The sequence below is a fragment of the Mesorhizobium sp. ES1-6 genome (genome assembly GCF_020164775.1).
Classification (GTDB): domain Bacteria; phylum Pseudomonadota; class Alphaproteobacteria; order Rhizobiales; family Rhizobiaceae; genus Mesorhizobium.
In genome coordinates, this window is the sequence record NZ_JAIUGU010000003.1 from 189455 (window position 1) to 203585 (window position 14131).

Below are 14131 nucleotides of genomic sequence, written 5' to 3' on the forward strand. Positions count from 1 at the left end.
TTGAAGGGAAGGACGTCATGCCATTCGTCAACATCCGCATCGTCAAGGAAGTGATCGCCGCCGATCCGGCCGGCAAGAAGGCTGACATCGCCAAGAAGGTGACCGCGGCCATCATGGAGGCCACCGGGCTCGGCAATGACGATGTCTGGGTGGTCTTCGAGGAGGTCAACGCCCGCGACTGGTATGTCGGCAAGACCGATGTCGAGACGTTGCGGAAGGGGTAGCGGCCGCTTTTTCCTTCTCCCCTTGTGGGAGAAGGTGGATCGGCGCGCAGCGCCGAGACGGTTGAGGGGGTGGGTGCCGGATCGCCGTCTTTGCCAAGCTGGAGCACCCCTCATCCGACCTCGCTTCGCGAGGCCACCTTCTCCCACAAGGGGAGAGGAAGGGCGTCGCGCCGCTCAACGCGATCGGATAAAATCCGCGAAACCCTGAACCGCCTCGCGCATCACCTGCCGGTTTGCCTGCTCCGCCAAAATAGCCTCCACCTCAGCCGGCTTCTTGCCGAGCAAGGCAATCTCCGGCCCGCCCTCAAACAGCGCGAAGGACATGGTCCGCATGATCTCGGCCAGCGCGGCGCGGGCAAACAGCGAGCGTGGCGAGGCGTGGGCCAGCATGGCGGGCTTGGCCACGGCGGCGTCGCGCGAGACCAGCCAGTCGAGCGCGTTCTTCAGCCCGCCCGGCACGCCATGGGCATATTCGGGGCAGGAGACGATGACGCCGTCGGCGCGGGTGACGGCGTCGATCAGGTCGGAGGCTTCGCGCGGCGTGCGCTCGCCCTCGTCGTCGGGGTTGAAGATCGGCAGCCGGCCAAGTTCGTCATAGACGGTGACGCGACAGCCTTCCGGCGCGTTCAGCGCCAGGGCCGCGACCAGGGCCGAATTGGTCGAGGCCGCCCGCAGGCTGCCGGAAATGGCGAGAATCTTTAGCAAGGTAACGCTCGGGCGATTCGTCCGCGCAGGCTACCACATCGTCTGCTTGTATTCGTCGTCCAGCCAGCGGTCGGTCGCCTCGGCCGAATCGGCCAGCGCCAACTGGTCGCGCAGGATCTGGCCGAGCGTCGGCAACGTGGCGCGTTCGTACCAGCTGTCGGGCTTCCACAGATCGGAGCGCATGAAGGCCTTGGCGCAGTGCATGTAGGCGGCCTTGACGGCGACGACGATGACGCTGAGCGGCTCCTTGCCGTCGACCGCGAGGCGCCCGCGCAAAGTGGCATCCACGGTGATGCGGGCGTCGCCGTTGACGCGCAGCGTCTCGTTCATGCCGGGAATGAGGAAGAGCAGCCCGACGGAGGGGTTGCGCAGGATGTTTTCCAGCGTATCCAGCCGGTTGTTGCCGGGCCGGTCGGGGATGGCGATGGTCTTTTCGTCGATAATGGCGGCGAAGCCAGGCTTGTCGCCTTTCGGGGTGACGTCGGCATTGCCTTCGCCGTCGGACGAGCCGATCAGCACGAACGGGCTCTTGCCGATGAAGGAGCGGCAATGGCCGTCGAGCGCCTTCAATTCCTTACGGATCGAACCATCGGTCGGGCGCGGCGTCTTGTAGATCGTCCGCAGTTCCTCGTGCGTGGCGACGAATTCCATGGCTCTCCCCTTTAGTCCCTGCCTTATTTGCCGGCTTTCTCTTCGCCGCCGGCCTTGTCGTCGAGCGAATGGCGCAGGATCAGCGGCATCTGGCTGAAGGTGAACAGAAGCGTGATCGGCATGATGCCCCAGACCTTGAAAGTAACCCAGGCGTCGGTGGAAAAATTCCGCCAGACAATCTCATTGACGAGGGCCAGGAACAGGAAGAACAGGCCCCAGCGGAAGGTGAGCTTGCGCCAGCCCTCGGCATCGAGCTTGAAGGCGGACTCGAAGACATAGCCGAGCAGCGAGCGGCCGAAATACAGGCCGCCGAGCAGTACGCCGCCGAACAGCGTGTTGACGATGGTCGGCTTCATCTTGATGAAGATGTCGTCCTGCAGATAGAGCGTCAGCGCGCCGAAGATGAAGACGACGACGCCCGAGACCATTGGCATGATCGGCAAGGTCCGGGTGAGCAGCCACGAGGCGATCAACGCAATCGCGGTCGCGGCCATGAACAGGCCGGTGGCGACGAAGATCGGACCGCCGAATTCGGCCAGCACGGGAAATTTCCGCGTCAGCCACTCGCCGCGCGCGTTGGCGAAGAAAAAGACCAGCAGCGGCCCGAGCTCCAGCGCCAGCTTGAGCACGGGATTGATGCTTTCCTTCTTCTCTTTCTGCGGGTCGGATGGATCGCGTTCGAGAATGGGTGGGTTCATGGTTTCCTTCTAACGCACGATCCTGGCCGGAAGCCTCACTTCCGGCATCGCGCCTGTTCAAGCCACGCCAGCGATCGCCCTGGCGAATTCGCTTGCCGAGAAAGGTTCGAGGTCGTCGACCTGTTCGCCGACGCCGATGAAATAGACTGGCAATTTGTGCTTTGCCGCGATCGCCACCAAAATACCGCCGCGCGCCGTGCCGTCCAGCTTGGTCATCACCAGGCCGTTGACGCCGGCGATGTTGCGGAAGATCTCGACCTGGTTGAGCGCGTTCTGGCCGGTGGTGGCGTCGACCGTCTGCAGCACGGTGTGCGGCGCTTCGGGATCGAGCTTGCCCAGCACGCGGACGATCTTTTCCAGCTCCGCCATCAGCTCGGTCTTGTTCTGCAGCCGCCCGGCGGTGTCGATGATCAGCACGTCCGAGCCCGCTTCCTTTGCCCGTTCGAAGGCGTCATAGGCAAGGCCGGCGGCATCGGCGCCGAGTTTGGAGGCAATGACCGGCGATTTCGTGCGTTCGCCCCAGATCTTCAGCTGTTCGATGGCCGCGGCGCGGAACGTGTCGCCGGCGGCCAGCATCACCGACAGGCCGCCATCGGTCAGCTTGGCGGCGAGCTTGCCGATCGTCGTGGTCTTGCCCGTGCCGTTGACGCCGACCACCAGGATGACGTGCGGCTTGTGCGACAGATCGAGCTCCAGCGATCGGGCGACAGGGGTCAGCACCTTTTCGACCTCGGTCGCCATGACGGTGCGCACGTCTGTATCGGAGACGTCCTTGCCGTAGCGGCTTGCGGCCAGCGCGTCCGTGATACGAAGCGCGGTTTCCACGCCGAGATCGGCGCGGATCAGCACGTCCTCCAGGTCCTGCAGCGTCTCCTCGTCCAGCTTGCGCTTGGTGAAGACGCCGGCGATGTTGCCGGTCAGTTCGCGCGAGGACCGGGCGAGCCCGTCGCGCATGCGCTGGAACCAGGACCGCCTCGGCGCAGGCTCCGGCGCCTTTACCGGTTCAGCCTTCTGCTCGACCTTCTTGGCAACAGTTACCTTGCCGGGCGCGGGTTTTGCTTCCGGGGCGGGTTGCGGGATCGATTGAGGCTCGGGCGCGATCTCGGCGATGACCGGCTGTGTCTCGACCGGTGCCGGCTGGCGGATGGGCGGAGCGATCTCGGCTGAAGGCGCTTCGGTCGCAGGCGCGACCTGGGAAGACGGCGCCGGCGAGGAAGCTTCTCTCTTCTCCCTATCCCTATACGGCGAGAAGGTGCCGGCAGGCGGATGAGGGGCAGCGCTGGCCTCTGACGTTGGCTGCTCGGAGGCAGCCACCGACTGGGGGGCCTCAACCGGTGCCGCCGGCGGCACCTCGACCGGTATGGGCTGTTCGGCCGGAACGGCTGGCGGCGTCGGCACTTCGACCGGCGCGGGTTCCGGTTGCCTTTCCGGAGGCGAAGGAACGATCTCCGGCTCGGATGGCGCGGGCGGGATTTCTTGCGGCCGCGGCTCGGGTGTGGGCTCCGGAACGACGGGCGGCGGCGGGACCTCTTCGGGCGCGGGCGGTTCAGGCGTCTGGGGTGGGGGTGCCGGCTTCTCTTCCGGAGCAGGCTCCGGCTGCCGTTCCGGTTCCGACGGAACGGTCGGCTCCGGCGCCGGCGGAATGGTGGGGACAGGTTCGGGCTTGGGTTCCTCGGGCGCCGGTCCAGCCGCGGCCTCGACCGGAGCCGGCGCGGCCGCCGGCGCGGCTTCCGCCACCACCTCCTCGCGCTTCAAAAACTCCGGCAGGGCCTGCTCGGCCGCCGGCTTCAGCGCGTCGAGCTGTTCCCATTTGATCGGCGGCAGCGGAGCGGTCTCGTCGATGCGCTCCTCGACCACCTCCTTCTTGCCGAACGAAAATATCTTCTTGAAAAAACCAGCCATGCTTTTGCGTTCTCAGGCGGCGCGGGCGGCAAGGGGGGCGGCTGTCAGCCTGATGCCGTCGTGGCCGGTTATTTCAGCTTCGACGATCTCGCCCGGCGCGCCGGTGCCGAGTGCGGCAAGCGTGAACCCTTCGGTGCGGCCAAGACCGTCGCGCTCGATCAGGATCGACTGGCGGCTGCCGGCCATGGACGACAGATGGCGCTGGTAGGCCGCTTCGCCGGCGGCGCGCAGCCGGGCGGCGCGTTGCTTGACGAGCTCGCGGCGAACCTGCGGCATGCGCGCGGCGGGAGTGCCTTCGCGCGGTGAAAACGGGAAGACATGGAGGTGGGTCAGGCCGCATTCCTCGACGATTTTTTCGGAATTCTCGAACATGGCTTCGGTCTCGGTCGGGAAGCCGGCGATGATGTCGGCGCCGAAGACAATGCCGGGACGGAGCTTGCGCACATCCTCGCAAAAGCGGATCGACTGGTCGCGCAGATGCCGGCGCTTCATGCGCTTGAGGATGATGTCGTCGCCCGACTGCAGCGACAGATGCAGATGCGGCATCAGCCTGGATTCGGTGGCGATGGCGTCGAGCAAGTCCTCGTCGGCCTCGATCGAATCGATGGAGGACAGCCTGAGCCGCTTCACGTCGGGCACCTGTTTCAGGATGGTTTTCACCAATTTGCCGAGCTTGGGCGCACCAGGCAGGTCGGCGCCGAAACTGGTCATGTCGACGCCGGTCAGCACGACCTCTGCATAGCCGTTGCCCGCCAGGCGCTTGACCTGTTCAACCACGGCGCCCATCGGCACCGAGCGCGAATTGCCGCGGCCATAGGGGATGATGCAAAAGGTGCAGCGGTGGTCACAGCCATTCTGCACCTGGACGAAGGCGCGCGCGCGGCCCTCGATCGCGTCGACCATGTGGCCGGCGGTTTCGCGCACCGAGAAGATGTCGTTGACGCGTGCCTTCTCGGTGTCGTTGACGCCGAAATCCGGCAGCGCGCGATAGGAGTTGGCCTTGAGCTTTTCCTCATTGCCAAGCACGAGATCGACCTCGTCCATGGCGGCGAATTTTTCGGGCTCGGTCTGCGCGGCGCAGCCGGTGACGATGATACACGCGGCCGGGTTGTCGCGGCGCGCCTTGCGGATCGCCTGCCTGGCCTGGCGCACGGCTTCACCGGTGACGGCGCAGGTGTTGAAGATGACGGCGCCGCCGTCCAGCGCGCCGAGGCCGGCACTTTCGGCCTCGCGCCGCATCACCTCGGACTCATAGGTGTTGAGGCGGCAGCCGAAGGTCACCATGTCGATGCGGCCGGGCTGCTTCGCCACGTCGACGCCCTTGGACACAGCCGACATCAGGCCGCGCTTTCGGTGTCGCGGGCCCAGGCGCCGTTCGAAGGATCGAAGCTGCCGGAAAATTCCCATTCGGCCGCGCCAGTCAGGATGACGTGGTCGTCATCGCGCCACTCGACATGCAGCGTGCCGCCGCCAGGCGTCAGCAGGTTGACGGAGCGGCAGGTGCGCCTGGTGCGCGCGGCGGCAACGACAGCCGCGCAGGAGGCGGTGCCGCAGGCCTTGGTCAGGCCGGCGCCGCGCTCCCAGGTGCGGATTGTCATAGAGTCTGGCGAGGTTACCTGGGCGATGGTGATGTTGGCGCGCTCGGGAAAGATCGGATGGTTTTCCAAGAGCGGACCGAAACGGTCGAGTTCATAGCTCCAGACGTCGTTGTCGACCCAGAAGATGGCGTGCGGGTTGCCCATCGAGACGGCCGAGGGCGAATGCAGCACCGGCGCGTCGATCGGGCCGACCTGCAACTCGATCATGCGGGTGTCGCGGAACTCCTCGGCCAGCGGAATGTCGCGCCAGCCGAAGCGCGGCGTGCCCATGTCGACCGAGATCGAGCCGTCGGCGTGTTCGCGGGCATTGAGGATGCCGGCCACGGTCTCGAAGGTGAAGGTCTTCTCGCCGGTCTCGGCGGCCAGTGCCTGGACGACGCAGCGCATGCCGTTGCCGCAGGCCTGCGCCCCCGACCCGTCGGAATTCAGGATGTCGACGAAATAGGCGGTGCCCGGCGTCCTGGCGTCGTGGATCGCCATGATCTGGTCGAACCGCGTCGCGGCGTCGGCATTGAGCGCGATGGCGGCCGCGGCCGTCACCCGATCCGCACGACCACGCATATCGGCAACGATGATTTCGTTGCCGATGCCGTTCATCTTGGCGAAAGGGGCCGTGCCTGCCATTGCTCCGAAAATTCCATGTCCGTTCGGCGCTATATGGCGGAAATGGGCAGGAATTACCAGTGCGCAGGCGCTTTCACGGCAAAGGCGGCGGACTTACGTCACCGCGAAGACCCCAAGCAGGATCAACAGGAAGATGACGAGCACGATGCCGATGAGAATGCGCGCGCCGGTGGCGGCCGCGCCGGCCAGTGCCGGCATGCCGAGCAGGCTCGCAGCGGCGGCGATGATCAGGAGAATGATGATCCATTTGAGCATGGTATGCCTCGCAAGCCGAACACATTGAAACCGGTTGAAAAACGCGGCCGTCGCGCTTGGGTTCCCGAGGCTGCGAGGGGATAGCCCCTTGCGGGTGTCGTTCAGTCGGCGCCAATCGACCTGATGACCCGTGCCGGATTGCCGCCGACAAGGGTATTTGGGGGAACGTTCCTGGTAACCACCGAACTGGCGGCCACCACCGCGTTTTCGCCCACCGTCACCCCGCCGATGACAGTCGCACCAGCCGCGATCCAGACATTTCTCTCGATGGCGATCGGCTTTCCGATCGTGACGGCGCGGCGCTGCGACGGGTCGAGCGGATGGCCCGTCGTGATCATGCTCACATTTGGCCCGATCATCACATCGTCGGCGATGTCGAGGCCGCCGATGTCATAGAAAGTGCAGTTCTGATTGACGAAGACGTTGCGCCCGACGCGGATTTCGTCGCCTCCTGCCGTATAGAATGGCGGGATCAGCAGAAACTCGCGTCCACCTCCCGGCCGATGAGCTGGCTGAACAAGGCCCTGACTTCGTCCGCATCGTCGAACGTCAGGCGGTTGAGCCGGGCGGTGATCGCCATCGCCCGCCTGACATTCGCCAGCATGGCCGCCGATTCCGGCGTCCCGCGGTGAATTGTCCTGGTGCCGTCTCTGTCGGACATTTTCTTGAACCCGCCTCAGCCGGCGATCTCGACATCCGTGCTGAAGGGGGCCGTCTTGCTCGAATTCTCGTCATGCATGACGAAGTCACAGCGGTATTTGCCGGGCGGCAGGCCGGTGAGGGAGAGGTCCAGCTTGAAGAACAGTTCGCGGTTGTGCGAACGCGAGGCGACCTGCACGCGGCCGATCTTTTCGAAGGTGCCAAGTTTTTCACCGGCCTCGGAAAGGACGGTCAGGTCGACGGAGAGCGCGATCGAGCTGTTGCCGAGCCCGTCCGAGCCATAGCCGTAGCCAACCGGCTCCATGTAGAGAGCGACCTGCTCGCCTTGTTTGTACACATGGTTGGCGCGTTCACTGTAGATGCCGAAGCCGGAGGCTGTATCCACCTGCTTGACGTTCATCACGGCAAGCGGCATCGCCTTCCAGAGCGCCTCCTGGGCGCTGCCGAACTTCTCCAGCGCACCGGCGCCATCGCCCGATTGGAGAAGTTTCTCGGCCTCGGCCGCCCGGTCGCCGATCTCGCCCGCGAAAGCCGCCGGCACCGAGACCGCCAGCGCCAAAAGACCCGCCATGATCGACTTCATCTGATTCCCCTATTCTGTCCGGGGACGACCATCAGCGAAAACCACGGCAGCGTAAACGGCCATTCTGTCGAGGCCATTAAATCCGCGGCACGTCCCAGGCCTCGCCGGGTCGCAAGGCCCGGAAATTCTCGCGCGGCACGCCTTCGGCGTCCAGCGCTTCGCCCAGTTTGCGGACCGGTTCGTCGAACGGCTCGTCAGTGAGCTGGAAAGTGCCCCAATGGCAGCCGGCGGCGAAGGCGGCGTTGCATAGTTTCATACCTTGCACCGCTTCCTCGGGATTTTGATGCTGCGGTGCCATGAACCAGCGCGGCTCGTAGGCGCCGATCGGCAGGATGGCGAAGCGGAAGCCGCCGTGTTTTTCAGCCATCAGCCGGTAGTTGATGCCGTCGTGGAAGCCGGTATCGCCGGCGAAATAGATTTTTCCCCCCGGCGTGTCGATGACGAAGCCCGCCCACAGCGCCATGCGCCGGTCGCGCGCGCCGCGCGCCGACCAGTGATGCGCGGGCTCGACATGGATAGTGGTGCCACGGCCGACATCGCGCCTGTCGCCCCAGTCATGCGCGGAAAGCCGCATGCCTGATACAGCGGCGGCGATGATGGCATCGTTGCCGAGCGGCGTCACCACCAGCGGATCGTGCTTCTCCTTCAACTGCTTCAGCGTGGCGAGGTCGAGATGGTCATAGTGGTTGTGGCTGACCAGCACGAGGTCGATCGCCGGCAGATCGCCAAAAGCGATGCCAGGCGGATTGACGCGTCTGGGGCCGGCAAAGGAGAACGGCGAGCTACGCTGCGACCACACAGGATCGGTGAGGAGGTTCAGCCCGGCGGTCTGGATCAGCAAGGTGGAATGGCCGACCATGGTCACGGTCAGTTCGGCACCTTCGACCGTCGCCATCGGCTTTGCCTGGGCAAAAGGGCTTGGGCTGGCAGGTGGCCATTTCGAACGCTGACCGCTGAACTGCCATTTCAGCAGATCCTTGAAGGGGCCGGGCATTCGGCCGCCCGGATTGAAGAACAGGGTGCCGTCGAAATGGTCGCTGGGCGGGCCGCTGTAATAGCGGTTGGCGGCTCTCTGTCTCGCGGCCAATTTTGCGGCTCCCACTGGGTTGTGTTCCCCCAGAGATAGGCCGAACGCCGGCTGGCGCAAGCGTGCGCCGGCCGAGTGCCAAGGGCGGCGAAGCGGCCTCGGTTAGGATCGCGGGATCAGGAGGACAATGCCATGGCAATGAAGCGGACGAAGGCGCCCTGGATGAAAGCCGAGGATTTCGGCCGCGCGCTGCCGCGCGGCATCGGCGTCAATCTGCTGGTGTCAGACATGCAGGCGATGGAAGCCTTCTGCCGCGACGTGCTGGGCGCCCGGGTGATCTATGCCGACGAGGATTTCGCGGCCATCGAGCTTCTGGGGTCGGTCTTCATGCTGCATGCGGATCATTCCTATCTCGACAATCCGATGACAGGTGTCATCACCGGCGCCGAGACACGCGGTGCCGGCATCGAATTGCGCCTCTATGGCGCCGATCCGGACGCGGTCGAGGCGGCGGCGCTGGAACATGGCTACATTGTGCTCTCCGGCGCCGTCGACAAGCCGCATGGCCTGCGGGAGTGCTATATTGTCGGGCCGGACGGGTATGTGTTCGTCCCAAGTGCCGCGCTGGCGCAATGATTGCGATAAATTTGCAACAATCTTGCCGCAAACCCTATTTTAACCATATCGGGTTGAAATTTCGCCACCTTCTCCATCTTGGTGGAGGTGCTATTGCGCGGACGGCTTCCCCCCAGCCGGATCCGACGGAGGTTGTAATGAATTTTTCCAAAGGCGGCCTTGTGGCCGTATCCCTGGCGGCGCTCGTTGCGAGCGGCTGCTCAACCTCACGCTTCTCGTCGATGGACGATCAGCAACCGGCACCGTTGCAGCCAGCCCCCGCTGGCCAGGTGAGCTCCAACCAGCTGCCGCCGCCGGCGTCGCCCGGCACCACCGACCCTTCGCAATTCCCGACGGCGCCGGCCAACACGCAGGTCGCCTCGCTGCCGCCGGACGGCACGGCGCCAGCAGGTGCCGCGGACCTCAGCGCGGCAGCTGTCGCCGGGGTCTGGAACGTCAATGTCTCCGGCCAGAGCTGCAAGGTGGCGACGCCGCAGACCAAATTCGGCGCCGGCTTCCGCGCCGGGCCGCTGCATTGCCCGGCGCCGATCGATGGCATCAAGTCATGGAACGTCGCCGGCAAGCAGCTGACGCTTTATGATGAGAATGGCGGCTCGCTGGCGCGGCTCTATTCGTCGGGCGGCTCGAAGTTCGACGGCCAGACTTCCAACGGGCAGCCGATCTCGCTTACAAGATAGGCCAGGCGTGTCGATATTCAGGTGATGCCGGCCCGCGCATCGCGGCCCGGCCTGACCTGAATATCAACATACCCCACCCTCTCTTGAGCATCCTGCCCTGAACAACGACGTGACCGATGCATCTGCGTGACGGCCTCCAGACCCATGCCACCGTCCGGCAGCGCTACGACCATCTGGTGGTGTCGGGCGCGATCCAACGCGATGCGGCGCAGGAAGAGATCGCCGCCGCGCTCGACCGGCTGACCGTGGAGATCTCGGCCAAGCGGCTGGCGCACAAGTCCAGTGCGCTGGGCTGGCTGTTTGCCCGCAAGCGCGAGACGCATGAGGCGGTCAAGGGTCTCTATATCCATGGCGGCGTCGGCCGCGGCAAGACCATGCTGATGGACATGTTCTTCGAGCTCTTGCCGGTGCGGCGCAAGCGCCGCGTCCATTTCAACGATTTCATGGCCGACGTGCAGGACCGCATCCAGAAGCACCGGCAGGCGCGCAAGGAAGGCACTGTCAGGGAAGACGATCCCATCCCGCCGGTCGCCAAGGCACTGGCCGAGCAGGCCTGGGTGCTGTGCTTCGACGAGTTCTCGGTCACCGACATCGCCGACGCCATGATCCTGTCCAGGCTGTTTTCGGCGCTGTTCGCCAATGGGGTCGTGCTGGTCGCCACCTCGAACGTGGCGCCGCAAGAGCTCTACCGTGACGGGTTGAACCGCCAGCTTTTCCTGCCGTTCATCGCCATATTGGAACGCCACGCGCTGGTGCTGTCGCTCGACAGCGACAAGGACTATCGGCTGGAAAAGCTCGCACGCACGCCGGTCTATGTCACGCCGGCCGATGCGGCGGCCGACCAGGCGTTGGACGAGGCCTGGCGGACGATGACGCACGGGGCACCGACATCCGAAACGTCGCTGACGCTGAAGGGCCGCAAGCTGGTGGTGCCGGCCGCCGCCGGCGACGCCGCGCGGTTTTCCTTTGCCGATCTCTGCGAGAAGCCGCTCGGCGCGCGCGATTATCTGGCGATCGCCGGCCGGTTCTCGACCGTCTTCATCGACCACGTCCCGGTGCTGGGCGAAGGCAAGCGCAACGAGGCCAAGCGCTTCATCCTGCTGATCGACACGCTCTACGACCATCATATGCGCCTGGTGGTGAGCGCAGCGGCGCCGCCGCACGCGCTTTATGTGGCCAAGCGCGGCGTCGAGGTGTTCGAATTCGAGCGCACGGCCTCGCGCCTGATCGAGATGCAAAGCCGCGACTGGCTGGAGGACTGGACCAAGCGGCGGAAGGAGAAGAGTTCGCAAAATGCGGAGGCGCGAGCCAGCTAAGCGGGTTATTGTTTTATGCAATCGCCGGCTCGCTCTAAGCCTTTGTTTTAAGCAATTCCGGACGGAAAACCGCTACGCACTTTTCCTAGAATTTTTCTAAGCGGTCTGCACTACAGTCTCTCATAGCGTTCAAGGCCAAGACGGATGCGTTGGCGTTCCGCGAACGCAAGCGCAAGAGCCTCGATCTCGAAGGAATTGGTTGCAGCGGTCCTGCCGCCCTTGGTTACATGGACAAACCATTCGCCGCAGCTTTCGATGACCTGGACCCGGGATCTCGCATTTGCCTTGTCCGGGCTCTGCATCCAAACCTCCAGCACGAAGCCGGAAAGTACTCCCCGCCAAATCCGCTCGCAAGCGCTTGCATTGTACAGTTTTTACCATGCGGCGAACTGCTGTTGCCGATCGTTCGGCGTGCTCTAGCTTGCGCTGACGGCAAATCCTCAGGAAGCCGTAGTGGCCGACGCGGGGATCGGGCAACATGTCTTCACCGGCATCATCGCGTCGGCCATCTGCAACTCGCAGGAGAGCGAAGGTCACGTGGCGGGGCGTTCCTGTCTTGCGGGGGTCTTCGATCCCAAATCTCCGACCAGCCGATGGTATTCAAACTCCGGAGGACCGTAGGAATCCTGGGCCAACCGCAAAAGACCGTTCCGATCGCGGATCGTGACCTCTCCACGACGAGCCCGGATATAGCCATGGCTCTCGATCATCTGCAGTCCCACGGTAACGCCGGGGCGCCTGACCCCCAGCATGACCGAGAGAAATTCGTGCGTTATCAAAAGCCGGTCTCCGACAGTCCGGTCGCCGCACATCAGAAGCCACCTGGCCAGCCGAACCTCCAGGCTCCGCCGCGCATTGACGGACGCAGTGTAACTTGTCTGGATGTGAAGATATTGTACATACCGAAGCAGGAAAGCGCGCAGGGTACCGCTGGCTCGCAAGGCTTCGACGAACGGATCGACGCCGATGCGGACCGCTTCGCATGTCGATTGGATATAACAATCAAAAGCCGCCTGGTCGTCTCCCATGATCAGGGCAGAGCCGGTCATTCCCTCAAAGCCGATTATCCCGACTTCGGCCTCGGTTGTCGCCGACGTCCTGGCCACGATGGATGCCAGCCCACTTTCGATAAAATAAACGAAGTCGATCTTTTGACCGGCCGTCTCCAAAGGCGCTCGCAGCTCAAGAAACACGCTCTCGAAATGCGGTTGAAGCAGCGAAAGATCGTCCGGGCTCATCCGCCGCAACAATTCGCTCTTGGCCCGAAGCGCGCTTTGATCCAACCATCTCTCCACCGGGCAAGAGAGCACTGGATCTCTCGGCCGTCGGCGCCCGTTCGTGAGCCGACGATGACGGGTTGTAGACCTTGCCGCACGCACAGCACTAGGCAAGCCACCACCTTGGTATGAAAGCGACAGTTACTGTTACGGCACCCTGGAGCTATCCATTCCTTGCAGCGATGCGAGCTTCCCGGAGGATAGAGCCACGGTCGAGCCCAACCAGCGATACTATCTCGCGTATCTGCTGCTCGGTGGCGCCGGATATTCGAGCGAGTTCGCGTACGGCCTCTGCCGTCAGACTGGGACGTTCCGGTTCACTAACCATGCCATCCTATGCCTCGTATCGGGCAGGAGTGCGATGGTCGCTCCCAAGCGTCAGGGCCCTTTGTCGTGCTGCTGACGATTCATCTCTGTACGCTTTCGGACGGAGATAAGCGAGTCAATTAAGTCCCTGCTGAGCCTTTGAGAGAAGCCCAGCCTCGCGGCCAAGTCGTGAAAAGGGCGCATGCCGGGCCCTTTTCACGTGCGGGGGAACTACCAGCCCTGCATGCTGTACCAGTCGTCAACGTCGCGGCGAACGCGGTCTTTCTCGATGCCGTAGCGTTCCTGGATCTTGCCTTCGAGCTGGTCGCGCTTGCCGGCGATCCGGTCGAGATCATCGTCGGTGAGCTTGCCCCACTGTTCCTTGACCTTGCCCTTGACCTGCTTCCAATTTCCTTCGACGCGGTTCCAATCCATGGCGGTCTGTCTCCTGTTGATCACAGTGCCAAAACGGGCGATCCACTCCGAGGTTCCGGTCGAATCTTTTTTGCCGAACGCCCCAACCGGTCGCCTTAGGGGTCGTCAGGCTCGTCGGCGCGCCTACAGCCGATAGACATACATTACAAAGGTCTCCGCCTCGTCACGGGCGCGCGCTTATAAAGCGCGCGGGCGGGCAGATTGTCAGGTTCGGTGCCCACCCAAGCTCTTCGCAGCCATGCTCCCTGCCGAGAGCGAACATCGCGTCGAGCATTTTGCGTGCAATCCCCTGGCGCTGGAAGGCCGGCGACACGCCTACCTCGTCGATATAAAGTTCGGTCGGCTTGTCCGGATGGCGGTGGATGACCGCCGCGCATTGGCCGACGATAACGCCCCGGCCAGGGCCATGATCATGAAATGGCCCGATTGCGCGAGATAGCTGGCCAGATGATCGGCCCGCACCGGTTCGTCGAACACGTCGTCGGCAACCCGCATCACAAGGGCGTCATCGCCGGGATAGAGTCTTCTGATCTCAACCGTCATTGTATAAATTCCCC

General features: G+C 64.0%; 20 protein-coding genes. 5 read left to right on the forward strand and 15 right to left on the reverse strand.

The window, feature by feature from the left end; all coding sequences use genetic code 11:
- Positions 1-17: 17 nt before the first annotated feature.
- Positions 18-224 carry a tautomerase family protein gene (locus LB564_RS09665; protein WP_010912352.1) on the forward strand — a complete coding sequence of 69 codons (207 nt, stop codon included), beginning with the start codon at positions 18-20 and terminating at the stop codon, positions 222-224.
- 174 nt (positions 225-398) lie between these two features.
- On the opposite strand, the gene LB564_RS09670 is transcribed toward LB564_RS09665, so the two are convergent.
- The 8 genes from LB564_RS09670 to LB564_RS09705 all read right to left on the reverse strand — a co-directional run bounded on the left by LB564_RS09670 (position 399) and on the right by LB564_RS09705 (position 6995).
- The gene (locus LB564_RS09670) at positions 399-929 is read right to left on the reverse strand and encodes an NADPH-dependent FMN reductase (RefSeq protein WP_224537078.1); all 531 of its coding nucleotides are present in this window, start codon (positions 927-929) and stop codon (positions 399-401) included.
- Positions 930-959: 30 nt separating this feature from the next.
- Positions 960-1580 carry a pyridoxamine 5'-phosphate oxidase family protein gene (locus tag LB564_RS09675; RefSeq protein WP_140710262.1) on the reverse strand — a complete coding sequence of 207 codons (621 nt, stop codon included), beginning with the start codon at positions 1578-1580 and terminating at the stop codon, positions 960-962.
- Between the two features lie 23 nt (positions 1581-1603).
- The gene (locus tag LB564_RS09680; RefSeq protein ID WP_140710260.1) at positions 1604-2278 is read right to left on the reverse strand and encodes a septation protein A; all 675 of its coding nucleotides are present in this window, start codon (positions 2276-2278) and stop codon (positions 1604-1606) included.
- Positions 2279-2335: 57 nt separating this feature from the next.
- Positions 2336-4180, reverse strand: coding sequence for a signal recognition particle-docking protein FtsY (gene ftsY / locus LB564_RS09685; protein WP_224537080.1), 1845 nt, complete (start codon positions 4178-4180; stop codon positions 2336-2338).
- A 12-nt stretch (positions 4181-4192) separates the two neighbouring features.
- A complete protein-coding gene (mtaB, locus tag LB564_RS09690) occupies positions 4193-5518 on the reverse strand; it encodes a tRNA (N(6)-L-threonylcarbamoyladenosine(37)-C(2))-methylthiotransferase MtaB (protein WP_224537082.1) in 1326 nt (441 codons plus the stop codon).
- The gene (gene dapF, locus LB564_RS09695; protein ID WP_224537084.1) at positions 5518-6402 is read right to left on the reverse strand and encodes a diaminopimelate epimerase; all 885 of its coding nucleotides are present in this window, start codon (positions 6400-6402) and stop codon (positions 5518-5520) included. Before dapF ends, mtaB begins: the two co-directional genes overlap by 1 nt.
- Before the next feature lie 93 nt (positions 6403-6495).
- Positions 6496-6657 (reverse strand): DUF1328 family protein, encoded by a 162-nt coding sequence (locus LB564_RS09700; RefSeq protein WP_140710252.1) that lies wholly within the window; start codon positions 6655-6657, stop codon positions 6496-6498.
- 101 nt (positions 6658-6758) lie between these two features.
- A complete protein-coding gene (locus LB564_RS09705; RefSeq protein ID WP_224537087.1) occupies positions 6759-6995 on the reverse strand; it encodes a DapH/DapD/GlmU-related protein in 237 nt (78 codons plus the stop codon).
- Between LB564_RS09705 and LB564_RS09710 the strand changes: the two genes are divergently transcribed.
- A complete protein-coding gene (locus LB564_RS09710) occupies positions 6978-7289 on the forward strand; it encodes a hypothetical protein (protein ID WP_224537089.1) in 312 nt (103 codons plus the stop codon). The two genes, LB564_RS09705 and LB564_RS09710, sit on opposite strands and share 18 nt — an antisense overlap.
- A gap of 44 nt (positions 7290-7333) precedes the next feature.
- On the opposite strand, the gene LB564_RS09715 is transcribed toward LB564_RS09710, so the two are convergent.
- Together LB564_RS09715 and LB564_RS09720 are read right to left on the reverse strand one after the other, a co-directional pair.
- Positions 7334-7900, reverse strand: coding sequence for a hypothetical protein (locus tag LB564_RS09715; protein ID WP_224537091.1), 567 nt, complete (start codon positions 7898-7900; stop codon positions 7334-7336).
- A gap of 76 nt (positions 7901-7976) precedes the next feature.
- Positions 7977-8987, reverse strand: coding sequence for an MBL fold metallo-hydrolase (locus LB564_RS09720; protein ID WP_224537093.1), 1011 nt, complete (start codon positions 8985-8987; stop codon positions 7977-7979).
- A 132-nt stretch (positions 8988-9119) separates the two neighbouring features.
- Between LB564_RS09720 and LB564_RS09725 the strand changes: the two genes are divergently transcribed.
- From LB564_RS09725 to zapE, 3 genes are all read left to right on the forward strand, one after another.
- Complete coding sequence (locus tag LB564_RS09725; RefSeq protein ID WP_224537096.1) at positions 9120-9563, forward strand: VOC family protein; 444 nt, start codon at positions 9120-9122, stop codon at positions 9561-9563.
- A 137-nt stretch (positions 9564-9700) separates the two neighbouring features.
- Positions 9701-10240, forward strand: a complete 540-nt coding sequence (locus tag LB564_RS09730; RefSeq protein WP_140710244.1) for an AprI/Inh family metalloprotease inhibitor — start codon at positions 9701-9703, stop codon at positions 10238-10240.
- Between the two features lie 116 nt (positions 10241-10356).
- A complete protein-coding gene (gene zapE / locus LB564_RS09735) occupies positions 10357-11556 on the forward strand; it encodes a cell division protein ZapE (RefSeq protein ID WP_224537098.1) in 1200 nt (399 codons plus the stop codon).
- A 110-nt stretch (positions 11557-11666) separates the two neighbouring features.
- Here zapE and LB564_RS09740 read toward each other — a convergent pair whose 3' ends face one another.
- The 5 genes from LB564_RS09740 to LB564_RS09760 all read right to left on the reverse strand — a co-directional run bounded on the left by LB564_RS09740 (position 11667) and on the right by LB564_RS09760 (position 14117).
- Positions 11667-11858, reverse strand: coding sequence for a hypothetical protein (locus LB564_RS09740; protein WP_224537101.1), 192 nt, complete (start codon positions 11856-11858; stop codon positions 11667-11669).
- Positions 11859-12089: 231 nt separating this feature from the next.
- Positions 12090-12794 (reverse strand): Crp/Fnr family transcriptional regulator, encoded by a 705-nt coding sequence (locus tag LB564_RS09745; RefSeq protein WP_411910151.1) that lies wholly within the window; start codon positions 12792-12794, stop codon positions 12090-12092.
- Between the two features lie 576 nt (positions 12795-13370).
- Positions 13371-13574 carry a CsbD family protein gene (locus tag LB564_RS09750; protein ID WP_112564507.1) on the reverse strand — a complete coding sequence of 68 codons (204 nt, stop codon included), beginning with the start codon at positions 13572-13574 and terminating at the stop codon, positions 13371-13373.
- 163 nt (positions 13575-13737) lie between these two features.
- The gene (locus LB564_RS09755) at positions 13738-13962 is read right to left on the reverse strand and encodes a GNAT family N-acetyltransferase (protein WP_224537798.1); all 225 of its coding nucleotides are present in this window, start codon (positions 13960-13962) and stop codon (positions 13738-13740) included.
- Positions 13890-14117, reverse strand: a complete 228-nt coding sequence (locus LB564_RS09760) for a hypothetical protein (protein WP_224537105.1) — start codon at positions 14115-14117, stop codon at positions 13890-13892. The genes LB564_RS09755 and LB564_RS09760 overlap by 73 nt, the downstream gene beginning before the upstream one ends.
- Positions 14118-14131: the final 14 nt, after the last annotated feature.

Excerpts from the sequence above, each read along its gene's own strand:
- LB564_RS09665 (WP_010912352.1), top strand. The coding sequence starts at position 18 with ATGCCATTCGTCAACATCCGCATCGTCAAGGAAGTGATCGCCGCCGAT.
- LB564_RS09675 (WP_140710262.1), bottom strand. The coding sequence starts at position 1,580 with ATGGAATTCGTCGCCACGCACGAGGAACTGCGGACGATCTACAAGACG.
- LB564_RS09680 (WP_140710260.1), bottom strand. The coding sequence starts at position 2,278 with ATGAACCCACCCATTCTCGAACGCGATCCATCCGACCCGCAGAAAGAG.
- ftsY (WP_224537080.1), bottom strand. The coding sequence starts at position 4,180 with ATGGCTGGTTTTTTCAAGAAGATATTTTCGTTCGGCAAGAAGGAGGTG.
- mtaB (WP_224537082.1), bottom strand. The coding sequence starts at position 5,518 with ATGTCGGCTGTGTCCAAGGGCGTCGACGTGGCGAAGCAGCCCGGCCGC.
- dapF (WP_224537084.1), bottom strand. The coding sequence starts at position 6,402 with ATGGCAGGCACGGCCCCTTTCGCCAAGATGAACGGCATCGGCAACGAA.
- LB564_RS09700 (WP_140710252.1), bottom strand. The coding sequence starts at position 6,657 with ATGCTCAAATGGATCATCATTCTCCTGATCATCGCCGCCGCTGCGAGC.
- LB564_RS09710 (WP_224537089.1), top strand. The coding sequence starts at position 6,978 with ATGGCCCGTCGTGATCATGCTCACATTTGGCCCGATCATCACATCGTC.
- LB564_RS09705 (WP_224537087.1), bottom strand. The coding sequence starts at position 6,995 with ATGATCACGACGGGCCATCCGCTCGACCCGTCGCAGCGCCGCGCCGTC.
- LB564_RS09715 (WP_224537091.1), bottom strand. The coding sequence starts at position 7,900 with ATGAAGTCGATCATGGCGGGTCTTTTGGCGCTGGCGGTCTCGGTGCCG.
- LB564_RS09725 (WP_224537096.1), top strand. The coding sequence starts at position 9,120 with ATGGCAATGAAGCGGACGAAGGCGCCCTGGATGAAAGCCGAGGATTTC.
- LB564_RS09730 (WP_140710244.1), top strand. The coding sequence starts at position 9,701 with ATGAATTTTTCCAAAGGCGGCCTTGTGGCCGTATCCCTGGCGGCGCTC.
- zapE (WP_224537098.1), top strand. The coding sequence starts at position 10,357 with ATGCATCTGCGTGACGGCCTCCAGACCCATGCCACCGTCCGGCAGCGC.
- LB564_RS09740 (WP_224537101.1), bottom strand. The coding sequence starts at position 11,858 with ATGCAGAGCCCGGACAAGGCAAATGCGAGATCCCGGGTCCAGGTCATC.
- LB564_RS09745 (WP_411910151.1), bottom strand. The coding sequence starts at position 12,794 with ATGAGCCCGGACGATCTTTCGCTGCTTCAACCGCATTTCGAGAGCGTG.
- LB564_RS09750 (WP_112564507.1), bottom strand. The coding sequence starts at position 13,574 with ATGGATTGGAACCGCGTCGAAGGAAATTGGAAGCAGGTCAAGGGCAAG.
- LB564_RS09760 (WP_224537105.1), bottom strand. The coding sequence starts at position 14,117 with ATGACGGTTGAGATCAGAAGACTCTATCCCGGCGATGACGCCCTTGTG.